The organism is Jatrophihabitans sp., from assembly GCA_036399055.1.
In the GTDB taxonomy this organism is placed as follows: Bacteria; Actinomycetota; Actinomycetes; order Mycobacteriales; family Jatrophihabitantaceae; genus Jatrophihabitans_A.
Window position 1 is genome coordinate 1 of the sequence record DASWNX010000025.1, and the last position, 17,773, is coordinate 17,773.

The window sequence follows — 17,773 nt, forward strand, 5'->3', positions numbered from 1 at the left end:
CGACTCGATCAAGCGGGTCGAGATTCTGGGTAACCTGCGCGATGCGTTTCCGCAGGCGCCGGCTCTGGGGCCGCAGCATCTGGCCGACATCGCCACCCTGGCCGACATCGTCACCCTGCTCGCGGGCGACACCGCACCAGCCCCGGCCCCCGCCGATGCCGCGATCGCTGTTTGCGAGCACCTGAACACCGAAGACCACGCTGGTGCCCATACTGACACTGCGGTGGCTGCCCACGGCATCGGCCGGCATTCGGTCGCGCTGCGCCGCCTTCCGAGCGCCGACTTCCTGAACTGGCCCGGCGAGCACAAGATCGCCGTGGTGATTGATGACGGCGACCGAGGCCGTGCGGTGACCTACGGCCTGCAGCAGGAGGGATTCTCGGTCTACCTGCTGACCCTGCCGGGAGCTGAGCCGGTCACCGGAGCCCTGCTGGTGCCGGACTGGAGTGAGCAAGCTCTGGCCGCACCGATCGCCGAGATTCTCGCCGCGGAGGACGGCATCGACCTATGTGTCTATCTCGCCACCGCACCGGCGCTCAGCTGGGACGACGCTCAGCAAAGGCTGGTGACCGGCCTGCTGGCAGCTAAGATCACCCAACCGGCTCTGGAGCAGGCTGCGGCACGGCATGGGCGTGGCGCCTTTCTCACCGTCACCGCTCTAGACGGTGCGCTGGGCCACCGCGGGGCGGTGAGCGAACCGGACGCCGTACTGGGCGGGTTGACCGGCCTCATCAAAACGTTGGCCATCGAGGCCCCGTCGATCAGTTGCCGCAGCATCGACCTGGTTCCGTCGCTGGGGCCCGGCGAGGTCGCAGCTGCGGTCGTTGCCGAGATCCACGATCCGGCGACCCTTGTCCGCGAGGTCGGCGTCGACCACGACGGCCGCTGGAGTTGGGAGCTGTTGCCCTTTGCCCAGGCACAGGTCGGCGCCTCAACCGTGCCCGCGCTGAACGAGACAGACACCGTACTGGTCACCGGCGGCGGTCGCGGTGTGACAGCCGCGTGCGCTATCGAACTGGCCCGTCGATTCCGGCCGAAGCTGGTCCTGCTCGGGCGCACGGTCTTGCAGGACGAGCCGAGCTGGGCTGCCGGCACGAGCGGCGCCGCCCAATTGCGGACTGCCGCCGTGTCGGACCTGAGGTCACAGGGCATTCAGCCCAAGCCGCGCGACGTGGAGAAGCTGGTCGCCACGGTCCTCAGTGGCCGAGAGGTGCGCCAGACGCTCGCTGCGGCTCGCGCAGCCGGCGCCGAGGTCGACTACGTAGCTGCTGATGTCACCGATGGCCTAGCGCTGGACGCGGCGCTTGCAAGCTATCGCGGCTGCATCACCGCAGTCGTGCACGGCGCCGGCCTGCTGGCTGACCAGGTGATCGTCAGGAAGACGGCCGCCGACACGGCTCAGGTGCTGGCGGCCAAGATCACCGGGCTGCGCAACGTCCTGGCTGTGGTGGACGGCCCCAACCTGGCCCGCGTGATGCTGTTCTCCTCAGTGGCCGGGCTGTTCGGCAACTACGGCCAGGCAGATTATGCGATGGCCAATGAAGCGCTGAACAAGCTCGCCCGTTGCGGTCTCCGGCGTGCCCACGTCACCTCGATCAACTGGGGAGCCTGGGACGGCGGGATGGTCTCACCGGAACTCGCCGCCATGTTCGGTGAGCGCGGCATCACGCTGGTGCCGGTGCCGGTGGGGGCAGCGATGCTCGCCGACGAATTCACCGCCGGCCGCGCCGCCGACCATGTCGTGATGTTCGGTCCGGTGACGGCGCTGTCCGAACCGGCTGTCAACCTGCCCGGCGTCGAGCTTTCGGTGCGCCGGACGCTGGCCGGACTAGGCGCTACTCCCGCGCTGCGGGCTCACCAACTCGGCGGGGTGCCGGTGTTGCCATTGACCTACGCCCTCGGGCTTGCCCTCAACGCGGTCGAGCAGGTCACCGGCGCCGTCGCGGTCTCGGCGCAGGAGGTCCGGTTGCTCAACGGTGTCGTGTTCGACGCCTCGGTTCCCGATGCCCTGCAGGTCGTGCTCACTCCCACTGGTTCCGACACGTTCCGGGCGCATATCGCCGACGCTGATGCTGGACGGCGCCCGCGTTACAGCGTCGCTTCAATCAGCACCGGCGCCGACCCGCTGACCGGTCCGGCCAGCTCGCCACTGGGCGGCTCCGAACCCGTCCGAGATCTCAGCGTGTATTCCGACGGCACCCTGTTCCATGGCCGGGCGCTGCAGGGTTTGCGGGGGCAGCTGCCCAGCCCGAGTGGCACCCTGAACCTGGTGTGCCGCCTGGCCAGCGCCGGCGACGGTGACCTGGCCTGGTCGGCCGCCCGCTACAGCGCTGACCTCACCGATCTGGCGCTGCAGGCCTGCCTGATGTGGCTGCGGGGCGAGGCAGGCCAGCCGAGCCTGCCGACCGCGCTGGGTGAGATCACCCTGCTCCGGAAGCTGCCTTGCGATGCCGACTTCAGGTTGGTGGTCACCGGGCGGGTCACCAGCAGCGGCGCGCGGTGTCAGGTCGAGGCCTACGCGGCCGACGGGGCACTTCTGGCTCAGCTGCGTGATGTCGTGCTGGTCATCAGTCCCAACCTGGCCGCGGCATTCGACAACGCGCCGGTTCCCGGCCCAGGAATGCCGACCATCGCCGGTGTTCCGGTCGCCTGAACCCGTGCGATCCGCACCGCTTCCTGACCACCGCCAGCAGCAGATCGAACGGAGCATGAGATGACGAATCGATTCGCCGTCGTCGGACTGTCATGCCTGTTCCCCGGGGCAAGCACTCCGGCGCAGTTCTGGGCCAACTTGATCGGGGAAGTAGACAGCCGCGGACCGGCTGGCCAGGACGTGCTCGACCACGTGGATGCCCGCTCGGTGGATGAGGATCACCGAATCACCTGGACCTCCGGTGGTTGGGTCCGCGACGACCCGTCGGGCCTCGACCTCGACGGGCTGATGTTGCCCTCCAGCATGCTGGCCGAGCTCGACCGGGTGTATCTGTGGACGCTCTACGTAGTCCGGCAGGCCATCGCGGACGCAGCGATGGACACCTCGGCGCTGGCCCGCACCGGGCTGGTGATGGGTAACTACTCCTTTCCGACAGCGACCTCCAGCGCGATCACGGTGCCCCGGCTGCACGCCGGCGTGCTGGCAGGCATGGCCGCGGCCGGAGTCGCCATCCAGCCAGCGGCTGAGCCGGTGACCGCGCGCCGCCAGGATCTGGGCGTCAGCGGTTTGCCGATCCGGTTCGCCGCTCAAGCACTCGGGCTCGGTGGTCCACAGTTGGCGCTGGATGCGGCCTGCGCCTCGGCGCTGTACGCCTTGCAGCTGTCGTGCTCCTACCTCAGCACCGGGCAAGCCGACGTCATGCTCGCCGGGGGCGTCTGCGCCCCGGATTCCGCGCTGATCCACCTGGCATTCTCCGATCTGCGCGCCTATCCCTCCAACGGTGTCAGCCAACCGTTCGAGAGCACCTCGACCGGCATCACCACCGGGCAGGGCGCTGGATTGATGGCGATCAAGCGGCTGACTGACGCGGTGCGCGACGGTGACCAGATCTACGCCGTGATCGACGGCATCGGGCTGTCTGCCGACGGCTCGGGGCGGCACCTGCTGGCGCCCAATCCGGCTGGCCAGCAACGCGCCTACGCCGCCGCCTACGCCGCCGCCGGATTGCGTCCGGCAGACATCGACTACATCGAATGCCATGCCACCGGAACGGCATTGGGCGACCAGACCGAGTTGACCGCCCTTGCCGAGCTTCACGCGGGCAACAGCCAGCCGCCGTTGCTCGGTTCGGTCAAGGGCAACGTCGGGCACCTGCTCACCGTCGCCGGACTCACCAGCCTGCTCAAGGCCGTGCTGGCGATGCGTCACGGTTACATCCCGCCGACCATCGGGGTGCTCGATGCGCTGGCCAGTCCGAACGGCACGGTGGGCGCTGCCCAGATCGTCCGCCAGGGCATGTTCTGGCCCGACCGCGGCGGCGTCCGACGCGCAGCGGTGTCAGCGTTCGGATTCGGCGGCACCAACGCCCATGTCCTGCTCAGTGCCTGCCCGGAGGTGGACGCAACCGATGCGCAGACGTATGAGCCGACCAGCTCGCCGGCCGTGTCGATCGTCGGCATGGGCGCGCACTTCGGCGGCTTGAGCACCCTGGAATCGGTTGAGCGTGCCTTGTACGACACAGTCTCTGACAGCCGGCCGCTACCGGCTCAACGCTGGTTCGGATTGACCGACCAGCTTGAGTCGAGCGCGCCGGCCGGGGCCTACGTGGAGCGGATCGACATCGACGCGATCCGTTACCAGATACCGCCTAATGAGCTTGCCCAGTTCAATCCCCAGCACCTGCTGATGCTGCGGGTGGCCGAGGAGGCACTCATCGACTCGGGACTGGCGCCGGTTGAATCCGGTATCGGCCGCGGTGGCAAGGCCGAACGGCGGATCGCCGTGCTGATCGCGATGGAGATGGACCCGCGCACCCACGCCCATCGTGCCCGGCTGGACATCCATCAGGCGATCGATCGCGCAGTCGCAGACAGCGATCCCGGCTATGACAGGGCCGAGTTGCACGCGGCGGCCAGAGCCAGCGTGCACCAACCGATCAGCCCCAACGAGGTGCTGAGTTACATCGGCAACATCGTCGCCAGCCGGATCAGTGCCCGGTGGAACTTCACCGGTCCCTCGTTCACAGTGTCCGGTGACACGGCTGGCGGTGCGCAAGCCCTCGAGCTGGCCGTCAAGCTGCTGGCTGACCTCAGCGTCGAAGCGGTGCTGGTAGGCGCGGTCGACCTGGCGGCCGGGTTGGAGACGGTGCACGCGGCGATGGCCGCCGGCGGGTTGAGCGCGCACTGGCAACCCGGTGACGGCGCTGCGGCGCTGGTGCTGCGCCGCACTGCCGACCTGGCCGAGGACGATCGCCGTTACGCCGATCTCGAGGCTGTGGCGCTGAGCTATCCGGCCGGCGCCGCGCTCGGCGGCAAGCCGTTCGCCGCCTCGCCGGACGCCGTGGCCGAGGCAGCACGCCGGGCCTTCGACGGCTGCGGCCTGGAGGTCCCGGACATCGAGCTGGTCCAGACTCACACACCTGGCCACGCATTGCGAGATGAAGCAGAACTCGAAGGTTTGGCAAGGGTGTACTCCGATTGCGGCGAACCGGTGGCGCAGGTGGCCCTCGGCGCCTCGTCCAGGACGGTAGGCGACGTCGGCCACGCGGGGGCCCTGGCCAGCGTGGTGACCGCTGCGCTTGCCCTCCACCACGGTTACATTCCCGGCGTTCCGAGTAGGGGCGGCCCGCTGATCGGGCCGGCAGGGTCGGCCTTCTACACCCCTGAGCGCAGCCGCCCGTGGCTGCGGCGCGACCTGAAGCGCCCACGGGCAGTGGCGGTCAGCGTCCTGGGCGACACCGGCACGGCGGCTCACATACTGCTGTCGGCGCGTGCTACGGCCGGCCTACGCCAGCCGGTCGCTTGGCAGCTCGGTGGGCCGTTGCTCCTTGCCGTGCCGGCTCCTGATGGCCAGACATTGCTGCTCCGGCTGCAGGAGCAGTTGAGCCGGCTCGATGAGGGCGCTGACCCGCTCCTGCTGTGCCGTGCCGCCGCGGTCGCGGTGCCGGTCACCGGCCTACGGGCGGTCATCGTCGGCGCCGATGCCACAGCCCTGCGCCGTGAGATCAACCGGCTGACCGAGGCCATTCCGAGCTTGCTGGCCGGCAGCTCTGAAGCTGCGCGAGAGTGGAGCACCCCGGCGGGCACGTACCTGAGCCTGGACCCGATCGGAGCGGCCGGCAAGCTCGCCCTGGTCTACCCCGGCGCGTTCACCGCCTACCTCGGGCTGGGAGTGGACTTGTTCCGGCTCTTTCCAGGACTCGTCCACGACGTCGAGGCGGCCGCGACCGAGCCCGCCAGGACGTTCCGCCAGGACGTGCTGTGGCCGCGCTCGCGCACCCCTCTGAGCAGTCGCGAGCTGATGGGCCGGGAGCAGTCGATGCTCGCCGACATTCCCTCGATGCTCGCCATCGGGACCAGCTTCGCCATCGCCGGAACCGATGTGCTGCGCAACCATCTCCGACTGCAGGTGCAAGGCGCGCTCGGGTACAGCCTGGGTGAATCCAGCATGCTCTTCGCCCTCAACGCCTGGCAGCGGTCCTCGCGCAGCGAGCGCCGGCTGTCTGAGACACCGGTCTTCATCGACCGCCTGTGCGGAGCGCGCGACACGGTGCGCCAGGCATGGCGGCTGCCGGACACGACGCCGGACGCGGCGGTGTGGGCGAGCATGGTGCTGCTCTGCGACGCCACGCAGGTCCGGCAGCGGCTCGCCGGCTATGACCGGCTGTGGCTCACGCACGTCAACACCGCCCATGAGGTAGTGGTGGCAGGAAGCCCCGATCAGCTGCGCGAACTCGTCGAGGTGCTGGGGTGCCCCACTGCCCGCCCGCCGGCAGAGCACGTCATGCACTGCCCGGTCGTGGATTCCGAGCTGGCCGAGCTCGCCGATCTCAACCGTTACCCGACCTCTGACGCGGGCAGCGTCGCGCTCTTCACCGCGGGCGCCTACAGCACCGTGGACCGGCTTGACAGCGACCTGCTGGCTGACAACATCGCTGACACCCTGCGCAGCTGCATCGACTTCCCGCGGCTGGTCGAGGCCGCCTACGACAAGGGCTACCGCTACTTCGTGGAGGTCGGCCCGGCTGCCACCTGCACCCGGTGGATCGGCGAGAGCCTCAAGCTTCGTCCGCACGTCGCGGTCAGCCTCGACCGTCGCGGTCAGCGCCCGGGCGCAGGCGTGGCCTCGGTGGTCGCCCGGTTGCTGAGCCACGGCCTCGCGGTGGACCTGACCGCGTTGCTCGGCGAAGCGGCTCCCGCGGGCAGTCGCAGCCTGGCCCGCTCCATCGAACTCGGTGGCGAGTCCGGGTACGAGAAGATGAAAACCGCCGTCCGACGTCTGACACCGACGAGCCCCGCAGCGCTGCCTGCGCCTGCGCTTGAGCCAGTGGCCGCACCTGCGCTCCAGTCGGTGACCGCCGTCGGTTCCAGCTCCGCTCCATCCCTGCTTCTGAAGGTCAGGCCCACCATGTCGAACTCACCCATTCGCCCGGTTCCCAGGCTGTCAAGCCCGGCTGACCGCGGCGCTGCCGTGGGCTCCGCCCTCCAGCAGGCGCCGGTCGGCGCGCTGGTGACCAGGCCGTTGCAATCGCTGTCACCGTCGATGATCGACTTTCGGGGCGCGCCGGCCGGCCCGCGACTGGTCGCGGCGCTCACCCGCGATCGGTCGATGTCACAGCCGCCGGCCGGCGAGGTCGCGACCCGGGCGGCCACCGGCCCCAAGCCAGCCGGGGTGATCTGGGACGAGGCAGACCTGCTCGAGTTCGCCACCGGCAGCATTGCGGCCGTGTTCGGCGCCGACTTCGCCGAGGTGGATGCGATGAGCCGACGGGTCCGGTTGCCTGAGCCGCCCTACCTGTTCGTCACCCGGGTCACCGACCTACAGGCCACCACCGGGCAGTTCACGCCGTCGAAGATCACCACGGAGTTCGACGTGCCGCTCGACGCCTGGTTCAACCTCGACGCCATGGTGCCGGCGGCGGTCAGCATCGAAGCGGGCCAGTGTGACCTGCTGCTGATCAGTTATCTCGGAATCGACTTCCGAAATCGGGGCTTGCGGGTCTACCGCTTGCTGGACAGCACCTTGGCCTTTCACGGCGACCTGCCGATGGCGGGCCAGACGTTGCGGTACGAGATCTCGATCAACCGCTTCGTCGACACCGGCGAGACCGTGATGTTCTTCTTCAGCTACCTGTGCTACGCCGATGACAAGCTGATCCTGGAATTGAAGGACGCCTGCGCCGGCTTCTTCAGCGACGCCGAGCTCGACAACTCCCTGGGTGTGGTGCCCAGCGTGCTGGACAAGCGTCGGCAGGCGGAGATGACGCCGACCACGTTCAAGCCGCTGCTGCGCACGGGCAAGCAAGCAGTCAGCCGTGCCGAGGTCGAGCTGCTGGCCGCCGGCCGGATCGCAGCGGTGTTCGGACCGCACTACGACCAGCGCGGGCTGAACCCGTCGCTGCGGCTGCCCGACGCCCAGTTGCGGATGATCGATGAGATCACCCTGATCAACCCGCTAGGCGGCCCACGGCGGATCGGGCACCTGTCGGCGATCAAGCAGCTGGATCCCGACGGCTGGTACTTCCGCTGCCACTTCACCGGTGACCCGGTGATGCCGGGTTCACTGGTGGCCGAGGGCGGGGTGCAGATCCTGCAGGCCTACGCCCTGAGTCTCGGGCTGCAGATGTGCCTGCCGGACGCCCGATTCCAGACCGTGCCGGGCCTGGAGACCAAGGTCCGGGTGCGTGGCCAGGTCACTCCGGCTACCGCGGCCATCCGCTATGAGGTGGACATCATCGAACTGACCTTGCTGCCGCGGCCGACAGTGATCGCCGACATCACGGTCTTCGACGGTGACCGAGCCATCATCAGCATGCAGAACTTCGGCGTGCAGGTCCGGGAGAAGCCCGGCACCCCCTACCGTCCCGAACTCGGCGGCATAGCGGCTGACTTCGGACGCCGTAACCTGGCTGGTGAGCAGGCGATCATCAACGAGATGCACCTGGCGCACGCGGCAAAGGGCAACCTGGCCACGGCGATGGGCCCGGAATTCGAGATCTACGGCGACCGGCACGCGCCCTTCATCCCCAACGGCGACTTCCAGTTCGTCGACCGGATCATGGCGCTGACCGGCACTCGCGGAATTCTCAAGCCGGGCGCGACGATGGTCACCGAATACGACTCGCCGGCGCTTGCCTGGTATTACCAGGACAACGCCGCCAGGCTGGCGCCCAACTGCCTGTTGATGGAGACCTCACTGCAGGCAGCCATCCTGCTCGGTTATTACCTCGGCGCCACGCTGGCCGAACCGGAGCTCGAGTTCGGAATCCGCAACCTGGACGGAAAGGCGACCTGGACTCGGCACGTCGACCTACGCGGCAAGACCATCAGGCACAGTTCCCGGATGCTGTCCAGCACCGCCTTCGGCGGCACGGTGCTGCAGAACTTCGAGTACGAGTTGTCCTGCGACGGCTCGGTGTTCTATGTCGGGCAGTCGTTGTTCGGCTACTTCACCGAAGAGGGCCTGGCTAACCAGCTGGGCATGGACAACGGCCTCGACAAGCCGACCTGGTTGGCCCTCAACCCGCAATCCGGTGACGCGGTGTGCCACATCGAACTGGCTGATGACCCGACCTACTACCTCGACACCAGCGGCGGGAGCCTGCACCTGCCAGACGGCCAGCTCCGGTTGCTGGACAGCGTGGACATCGTGACCGGCGGTGGCGTCTTCGGCGCCGGATACGTGCACGGCAAGCGCCGAGTGAATGCCGATGACTGGTACTTCTCCTGTCACTTCCATGAGGATCCGGTGATGCCCGGCTCGTTGGGCGTCGAGGCGATCCTGCAGGCGATGCAGCTCTACGTCATCGAGAACGACCTGGCTGCCGACATCCCGAACGCGGTGTTCGCCCTGGCCAAGGGCATTCAGATGAGCTGGCGTTATCGCGGCCAGATCCTGCGCACCGACCGAGAGCTGTACTTCGAGGTCTCGATCAAGCAGATGATCCGCGAGGCCGACCGGTTGGTGATCATCGGCGACGCCAGCCTCTTCAAGCCAGGCCTGCGCATCTACGAGCTCATCGACATCGCCATCGAGGTCTGCCCGCGTTCGGTCGCCTTCGGCCTCGACTCCAGCATGACCCCCGACAGCACTCAAGGAGAGTTCCTGTGACCACGATGTCGCACGCCCCGAGCTCAGCCGCCGAGGCCATTGCCGGTTCGCCGCTGATCCCGGGTCAGCCGGCTCGCGCAGCGGTGGGCCAGCCTGGTCTCACCGCCCTGGTCACCACGTTGCGCCGGCTGGACCGCCCGGTCTTCGTGCTGCGCACCGCCGACGGAGTCACGCTGAGCAACGACGCTCCAGACGGCGATGCCGAGGTGTTGACAGCAGTGGCCGCGCTGGATCCTGCCACTCTGGGGGACCCGGACTTCCTTGCCGCACACGGTGTTCGGTGGCCCTACATGGCTGGGGCGATGGCCAACGGCATCGCCGGCGAGGATCTGGTGATCGCACTGGCCCGGGCCGGCTTCCTGGCTTCGTTCGGCGCCGCAGGCCTGCTTCCGGACCGGATCTCAGCGGCACTGGACCGCTTCGAACGCGAGATCCCGGGCCATCCGTTCGCCTGCAACCTGATTCACTCGCCATCGGAGGAACTGCTGGAACGTAGTGCCGTCGAGCTGTACCTGGCTCGTGGTGTGCGGTGCGTGGAGGCGTCGGCGTTCATGGATCTGACCCCGCACATCGTCCGGTACCGGCTGGCTGGACTGTTTCGAGACCAGGACGGCAACGTTCAGTCAGCCAACCGGGTGATCGCGAAGGTCTCCCGGGCCGAGACCGCCACCAAGTTCCTCAGCCCGGCCCCGGCCCGGATCGTCGAAGCCCTGCTTGCCGAGGGCCTGATCACCGCCGAGCAGGCCGAACTCTCACGCCAGGTACCGGTAGCCGACGACATCACCGTCGAAGCGGACTCGGGTGGTCACACCGATCGACGCCCGATGCCGGCCCTGCTGCCGAGCATGCTGCGGCTGCGGGACTCCCTGGTGGCCCAGTACGGCTACCGCACCTCGGTACGGATCGGCGCGGCCGGCGGCATCGGAACTCCGGAGTCGACGCTGGCCGCTTTCGCGATGGGGGCGGCCTACGTGGTCACCGGCTCGGTGAATCAGGCATGCCGGGAGTCCGGCACCTCCGACATCACCCGGGCGCTGCTCGCCGAGGCCAGCGTGACGGATTGCGAGATGGCCCCGGCCGCCGACATGTTCGAGATGGGCGTCAACTTGCAGGTGCTGCGCAAGGGCACCCTGTTTCCGATGCGTGCCAGGCGGCTTTACGCCGTTTACCGCGAGTACGCCGGCATCAGCGCGATTCCGGCCGATGAGCGCGCCAAGCTGGAGTCCCAGATCTTCCGCGCCGACTTGGATGAGGTGTGGGCATCCTGCCAGGAGTACTTCTCCCGCCGTGACCCGGCTCAGCTGGAGCGGGCCGAGAGTGACTCCAAACGGCAAATGGCGCTGATCTTCCGGTGGTATCTGGGGATGTCGTCCCGGTGGTCGAACGTGGGCGAGTCCGACCGCAGCCTGGACTACCAGATCTGGTGCGGCCCGGCGATGGGCGCCTTCAATGACTGGGCTCGCGGCAGCTACCTCCAAGCCCCTGAGCGCCGTCACGTCGCCGACGTGGCGCGGCAGTTGATGCACGGCGCCGCGTACCTGGCCCGGGTCGAGCAGTTGCGGCTGGCCGGACTGCGGCTGCCGAGCGCGGTGCGCGACTTCCGCCCCGCCGATCTTGCCCAGACGGCATGACCGCCGCCATCGCGGCTTCGCTCACCGGCCCGGCCTACCCGGCTGCGGCCGCCCTCGAAGCGGTGCTCGGGAACTCCGACGATCCGGCCAACCCGACTGGTTTCGCGGCCGCGGTGCGGCGGGACAGTTCTGGCGCCACAGGTACGGCGATCGCGAACGCGGCCCGCTCGGTGGGGCTGCAGCTGTCCTACATCCCAGCCGAGCTGGGCGGCAGCCTGGTGACTTTCGAGCAGACCCTGGCCAGGGTGCGGCTGTTCGCCAGACGCGACGCGTCGGTGATGCCCTCGACCATGTTCAGCGTCACCGCGATGACATGCCTGCTGCTGCACGGCTCCACCGAGCAGCAGCGCCGAGCCGTTGCGGTGCTGAAGGCCGGCGGCAGCATCGCCTTCGCGCTGTCCGAGCCTGACAGCGGCAGTGATCTGCTGGCGCTGGCTGGAACTCTGACGCCGGTCGCGGCGGCCTGGCAGCTGGACGCGACGAAGTGGCTGGTGGGCCAGGGATCGACCAGCGAGCTGCTCTACGTGCTGGCTCGCACGGCGGCTAGGGGTCCTGCCGCCTTCAGCTCCGTGCTGATCGAGAGCACCTCGGTTGTCCCCGGCACGGTGACCGCAAGCCAGCACAGCGCCGGGCTCACCGGGGTGGGCCTGGACACGCTGCGCTTCGACGCGCAGCCGGTGGCCGCGCAGGATCTGGTGGGAACCGTCGGACAGGGCCTGGAAGCGGCGATGAAGAGCATGCAGATCGTGCGGCTGCTCAGCGCCGCCGCCTCGCTGGGCTGCGCCGATGTCGCCATACGCGACACGCTGCGGTTCCTGGCCACTCACTCGGTCGGCGGTTCGCTCTGCCTGAACTGGGCGCCGGCTCGGCGCGACCTCGGCGTGGCGGCGGGCTGGTTGATCGCGATGGACGCGGTCGCGATCAGCGCCGCCCGGTTGGTGCACGTGCGACCCGACGCATTCGCGTTGCCCTCTGCGGTGGTCAAGCGGGTGGCCACCGAGGCCGGCGCCCGGATCGTCGATGCCTGCGCCGATCTGCAGGCCTCGCGGTCGGTGCTCGCCGGTGAGCCATACGGCTTGCTGGCCAAGCTGCGCCGCGATGTCGACACGGTGCGCTATATCGACACCAGCCCGGCCGCGACGTTGCGGCTGCTCGCCGGCCAGCTGCCCGGCATCGCCAAGGCAGCGGCCGCGCCCGGCGGCAAGGACCAGGAGGTTCTGGACCGCGCAGCACGGGTGTTCACCCTCGGAGCCGAGCTCGATGAGTACCAACCCACCCGGCTGGACCTGGCTACCCGGGACGACGACGCGGTCAGCGCTTTCCACCTGCTGGCTCAGCCCATGATTGAGCTGCTGCTGCGCTCCTCAGACCCGCTGGCTGGCCCGACGCTGGTCCTGGTCCAGCAAACCCGCCAACAGCTTGACGGGCTGCTGCGGCAGGTCCGGGCCGAGTCCGGCAACCCGGCCCGCGACGGCGGCGTGCAGGCGATGGACAGCGCGGCCGAGTTCGCGGCGCTGTACGCTGCTGCCTGCTGCCTGCTGCTGTGGTGGAGCAACCGTGAGCAGTCAGTCTGGGGCCAGCCTCCTGGCTCGCTGCGGTGGTTGACACCCGCGCTCGCGGTGTTGGTCACCGACCGGCCCCGGCCGGAGGACCTCGAACCCGCCGTCGACCTGCTTAGCGAACTCGACGAGCGCGCGATGCTGTTCTCGATGGTTGCGATCCCGCTGACACAGTCTCGCGGTGCCCGATGAACCCCGCCACCGAACTGGTGAACCTGGTGGAGGGTCTCGAGCGCCATCTGGGCGACCCGTTCGATGAGGCCAGCCGGATAACTGCTCGCCGGATCCTTGAGCTGGACGAGCGAGAGGCCTATCCGCACGAGCTGCTCTCGGCCCTGCACAGTTGGAACGTCCACGAGTACGCGATCCCGGCCCAGTGGGGTGGCCGCGCTGTCGACATCGAGAACAGCCTGCACCTGATGCGGCAGGTCGCCCGTCGCGACGCCACGGCGGCAGCTGCGCTGTCCCTCTCAAGCCTGAGTTACATGCCGATCTGGATCGCCGGAACCGAGCGGCAACGGCGTTATTACGCAAGCCAGATCTCCAGCGGGGCGAAGATGGCCTGGGGTTTGTCCGAACGCGAGCATGGCAGCGACCTGTTGAACAACGAGTTCACGGCCGAGCCTGTCGAGGGCGGCTACCTGGTGTCCGGGGAGAAGTGGCTGATCGGCAACGTCACCTTGGCCGACTTCATCGTCCTGCACGCCCGGACCCGGCCCGCCGGTGGCCCGGCAGGATTCAGCCTGCTGGTTCTGGACAAGCGCAGCGTGCCCGCCGCGATGGTGCAGACGCTGCCAGGCGAGCGGTTGCACGGGCTACGCGGCCTCGACTTGAGCGGCGTGCGGCTGACCGGGTGTTTCATTCCCGAATCCGCCCGGATCGGCCGAGAGGGCGCTGGCCTGGAGATCGCGCTGCAAGCAAGTCACGTCGCGCGCAGCATGATCACCTCGACCGTGCTGGGGTGCACCGACACCGCGCTGCGTTTGACGCTGGACTTCGCGGTGAACCGGCACATCTTCGGCGCGCGGGTCAGCGACATCGCCTACACCCGACGCCAGCTGGCCGACTCCTACGTCGAACTGCTGGTGGGGGAGGCCGTCGCCATGACCAGCGCTCGTTCGCTGCAGGTCTGTCCTGGGCAGAGCAGCGTTTTCTCAGCGGTCAGCAAGTATTTCGTGCCGACCCTGCTGCAGGGCAGCCTCAGCCGGCTCGCTGTGGTCCTCGGCGCCCGCCACTACCTGCGTGAGCACCCGCGTTACGGGCTGTTCCAGAAAGCGCTGCGCGATGTGCCGGTGGCCGACTTCGCCGATGGCAACACGGTGGTGAACCTGAAGAACATCGCCAGCCAGCTCGGTAGCCTGCTGAGCCCTGGCGCCGAGCCGGAACCGGCCGAAGTGGCCAACCTGTTCGACCTGAGCCGGCCGCTGCCCGGCTACGAGCCGTGGCGTCTGTCGCTGGCCAGCAGGCACGGCCGCAACCACGCCAGCCGATCGCTGCCAGCCCATGTGCAGGCTCTGGACCGGCTGGCGGCCAGCGCTGATGAGCCGAGCAGAAGGCAGTTCGCCCTGGCGGCCTCGCTGGCGGGTGAATGGCTCGTCGAACAGGATAAGATCCGCTCCGAACTGGACGGGCTCAAGGCCCAGCACCCGAAGAGTCACGGGCAGCGGCCAGAGGTGTTCGAGCTTGCCCGACGGTATTGCCTGATTCACGCGGCCGCCTGCGTGGCCGGCCTGTGGGCGCACGCCGGCGACGAGGTGGAGCTACCGCCGATTGAGGTCGCGGTGTGGTGCCTGCGCCGGTTGCGCCAGCAACTGCACCCGCACGAGGCGTGCGCTGGTTCAGCCGAAGACCTCGACCGTGCCGAGCAGGTCACCATGGCGCACCTGCTCGGCCAGCATCAGCGCGGCGAGGCCTTCTCGCTGCGAACCATGCGGCTGCAGGCTGCACCGCAGCGAGCGGAGCCCTCAAAGCGCCAAGGCGAGGAGAGAGACCCAGCGTGAGCATGAACGAGCAGCTACGCGGCTGGGCGGACCTGTGGTTGCTGGACGAGGCCTCGATCGGCCAGGCGGCCCTGGATTATCAGGTGGATGATATCCTGTCGGCGTCGGAGCGGGCGCAGCACGAACGGTTGCCCCATCCCGATGGCCGATTCCGCTATCTCGGCGGCCGGATGCTGATGCGCTACGTCCTGGCGGCATACACCGGAGTGCCGCCGGCGAACCTGGAGTTCGGCGTCGGAGCCTATGACCGGCCGGAGTTGGCGCCCAATCCCGACCAGCTGTGCTTCAACCTCGCCCACACCAGCGGGTTGATCGGCTTTCTGGCGACCCGCAACCGGCTTTGCGGGATCGACTTCGAGCGCCGGCCCGCCCGGCCGGAGTTGGCCGAGGCGGTCGTGCGGTTCCTGGCGCCCCGGGAGCGGGCGCATCTGCAGGCGTTGGAAGAGGAAGAGGCCGACATCACCCTGCAGTACCGGGTGGTCAAGGGGGCCTACCTCCGGGCGTTGGGAGCCGGCCTGTCCAGAAGTCCGGACGGCTTCACCGTTCGAGGACTCGGTTCGACCGGGATCGGTGTCGAGGACCGGCAGGCCCCCGAACAGGCTCCCGAACAGGCCTGGCAGTTCGAGTGGCATCAGCTCACAGCCGAGCATGCGGTCGGCTTGGCGATAGCCGGTGACCGGTTGGCGCCCGGTCGGATCCCCATCAGGATTCTTGACTTCACCACGTTCTTGCGTGCGGTGTTTCCGGCGGTTGGTGTCGCACCGGGCGCGCACATTGAGCCGACCAGCAACTCGCGTGCGACCATTCGCTCGTGGCCAAACCGAAAGGAACAGGATGATAGGTAACAAACGACCACTCGGCTTGGCCATTGTCGCGTGCGCGGTACCCGTATTCATGGTGTCCCTGGACAACCTGGTCGTCACCATGGCGCTGACCTCGATCCGCTCCGACTTCGGCGGGGACGCCGCCAGCGCAGCCAACCTGCAATGGGTGGTGAACGCGTACATCCTCGGCTTCGCCGGCTTCCTGCTGGCCGGAGCCGGACTCGGTGACCGGTTCGGCCGGCGGCGGGTCTACCTGGGTGGCTTGGTGATGTTCACGCTTGCCTCGACAGGGTGCGGGCTGGCGTCGGGGTTGCCGGAGCTGATCGCGGCTCGTGCCATCCAGGGTGTGGCGGCCGGCATCATCATGCCGCTGTCACTGACCCTGCTGTCCGAGGCTGTGCCGGACAAGATGCGTTCGGCCGCTGTCGGCATCTGGAGCGGCATCTCCGGCCTTGGCATCGCGATGGGACCGTTGGTCGGCGGCGTGGTGATCGCTGGCCTGCAATGGCGGTGGATCTTCTGGGTCAACATTCCGGTGGGATTGCTGGCAATACCGTTGGTGACCTACGCCCTGCGCGAGAGCCTCGGTGACCGGCGACCGCTGGACCTACCCGGACTGGCCTTCAGCAGCGGCAGCGTGGTGGCACTGGTCTGGGCCATCGTGCACGGCAATGAGGACGGTTGGACCTCCGGCGCGGTGCTCACGGCCTTCGCCGCGGCGGCATTGCTGCTAGGGCTGTTCATAGTCCGGGAGTTGCGCACCCCGGTGCCGATGCTGCCGCTGAGCTTCTACCGGTCCCGTGCCTTCGTCGGCACGAATGTCGTGTCGCTGGCGATGAACTTCGGTGTCTTCGGCTCGATCTTCCTGCTCGCGCAGTACCTGCAATTCGCCCAGGGGCTCACCCCGCTGCAGGCTGGTGTCCGCACCCTGGCCTGGACTTTGATGCCGATGGTGTTCGCGCCGCTGGCCGGGGCCTTCACCGAGAAGGTGGGTGGCGGGCGACTGATGGCGCTGGGCCTGGGGTTGCAAGCCCTCGGGCTGGCCTGGATAGTCAGCATCGCCGAGCCCGCCACGCCGTTCAGTTCGCTCCTGGTGCCGATGATGCTGGCCGGAACTGGCATGGGCCTGGTCTTTGCGCCCGCTTCCGCGGTGATCTTGCAGTCGGTGCACGCCAACGACCGCGGCCGCGCGTCCGGTGCGAACAGCACGGTTCGCGAGCTCGGGGGGGCCCTCGGGATCGCCGTGCTGGCCTCGGTGTTCAGCCGCGCCGGTAGTTACGCCTCGCCGCAGACGTTCGTCGACGGCATGCGCCCGGCCGTCTGGGTCGGCGTCGCGGTGGTGCTCGCCGGAGCGGTCGCCGGGTTGCTGATCCCGCGCCGGCCCACGCCGCTGGCCGCTGACCCAACCCCGTACGGCGCGCTGGGCTCAACCACCGACCGGCTCGTTGACGCCAGAATCCGATCATGATCGAACCCTGCGCGTCGCCGGGGAGGTCCGCCTGGGCTTCCTGCCCACCCTCAGCCACGTGAAGTCCAAGGTCAGCCAGACTCGCCTGAAATCCCCCACTGAACGGATGACCAGACCATGATCACGATCCCGTGGATTACGCGGCAGAAGACCACCGGCGCTCCGGTGACTGTGATGGCTTCCCGCCTGCAGTTGGCGGCGCTGAGTTCGGTGCCGCAGTTCATGTACTTGGCGCTCGGCGCCTTCGTGCAGGTGCTGCGCGCGCCGGGGGTGGCCGGAGCCTCGCTGAAGGCCGAACCGTTCAAGGGACGGTTTTGGACGTTGTCGAGCTGGTCCGACGAGGACCGGATCGCTGCCTACTCCAGCAGCGAGCCGCATCGCTCGACTGTCGGCAAACTCAAGCCCAAGATGGCCGGTTCTCGCTTTGTCATCTATGAAGTGACGGGAAAACCTGACTGGAAGGACGCGATCAGGCGGATCAAGGCCGCTGACGCGCAGGCTGCAGACGAGCTGAAGGCGGGCTGACCC

The 17,773-nt window shown here is 68.4% G+C and carries 8 protein-coding genes; all 8 read left to right on the forward strand.

The features are described 5' to 3' along the window. A partial coding sequence (locus tag VGB75_09375) for an SDR family NAD(P)-dependent oxidoreductase (GenBank protein ID HEY0167241.1) occupies positions 1 to 2,653 on the forward strand: 2,653 nt, incomplete at its 5' end. 60 nt (positions 2,654 to 2,713) lie between these two features. After that, positions 2,714 to 9,763 carry a beta-ketoacyl synthase N-terminal-like domain-containing protein gene (locus VGB75_09380; GenBank protein ID HEY0167242.1) on the forward strand — a complete coding sequence of 2,350 codons (7,050 nt, stop codon included), beginning with the start codon at positions 2,714 to 2,716 and terminating at the stop codon, positions 9,761 to 9,763. Positions 9,764 to 9,768: 5 nt separating this feature from the next. After that, positions 9,769 to 11,394: a PfaD family polyunsaturated fatty acid/polyketide biosynthesis protein gene (locus VGB75_09385; GenBank protein ID HEY0167243.1), complete on the forward strand. Its 1,626-nt coding sequence runs from the start codon at positions 9,769 to 9,771 to the stop codon at positions 11,392 to 11,394. Next, positions 11,391 to 13,145 (forward strand): acyl-CoA dehydrogenase family protein, encoded by a 1,755-nt coding sequence (locus VGB75_09390; GenBank protein HEY0167244.1) that lies wholly within the window; start codon positions 11,391 to 11,393, stop codon positions 13,143 to 13,145. The genes VGB75_09385 and VGB75_09390 overlap by 4 nt, the downstream gene beginning before the upstream one ends. Continuing rightward, on the forward strand, positions 13,142 to 14,953 hold the full coding sequence (locus VGB75_09395) for an acyl-CoA dehydrogenase (GenBank protein HEY0167245.1): 1,812 nt from the start codon (positions 13,142 to 13,144) through the stop codon (positions 14,951 to 14,953). The genes VGB75_09390 and VGB75_09395 overlap by 4 nt, the downstream gene beginning before the upstream one ends. After that, positions 14,950 to 15,798: a hypothetical protein gene (locus VGB75_09400; GenBank protein HEY0167246.1), complete on the forward strand. Its 849-nt coding sequence runs from the start codon at positions 14,950 to 14,952 to the stop codon at positions 15,796 to 15,798. The genes VGB75_09395 and VGB75_09400 overlap by 4 nt, the downstream gene beginning before the upstream one ends. Then, positions 15,788 to 17,245, forward strand: a complete 1,458-nt coding sequence (locus VGB75_09405; GenBank protein HEY0167247.1) for an MFS transporter — start codon at positions 15,788 to 15,790, stop codon at positions 17,243 to 17,245. The genes VGB75_09400 and VGB75_09405 overlap by 11 nt, the downstream gene beginning before the upstream one ends. A gap of 117 nt (positions 17,246 to 17,362) precedes the next feature. Beyond that, positions 17,363 to 17,770: a hypothetical protein gene (locus VGB75_09410; GenBank protein ID HEY0167248.1), complete on the forward strand. Its 408-nt coding sequence runs from the start codon at positions 17,363 to 17,365 to the stop codon at positions 17,768 to 17,770. Positions 17,771 to 17,773 lie beyond the last annotated feature (3 nt).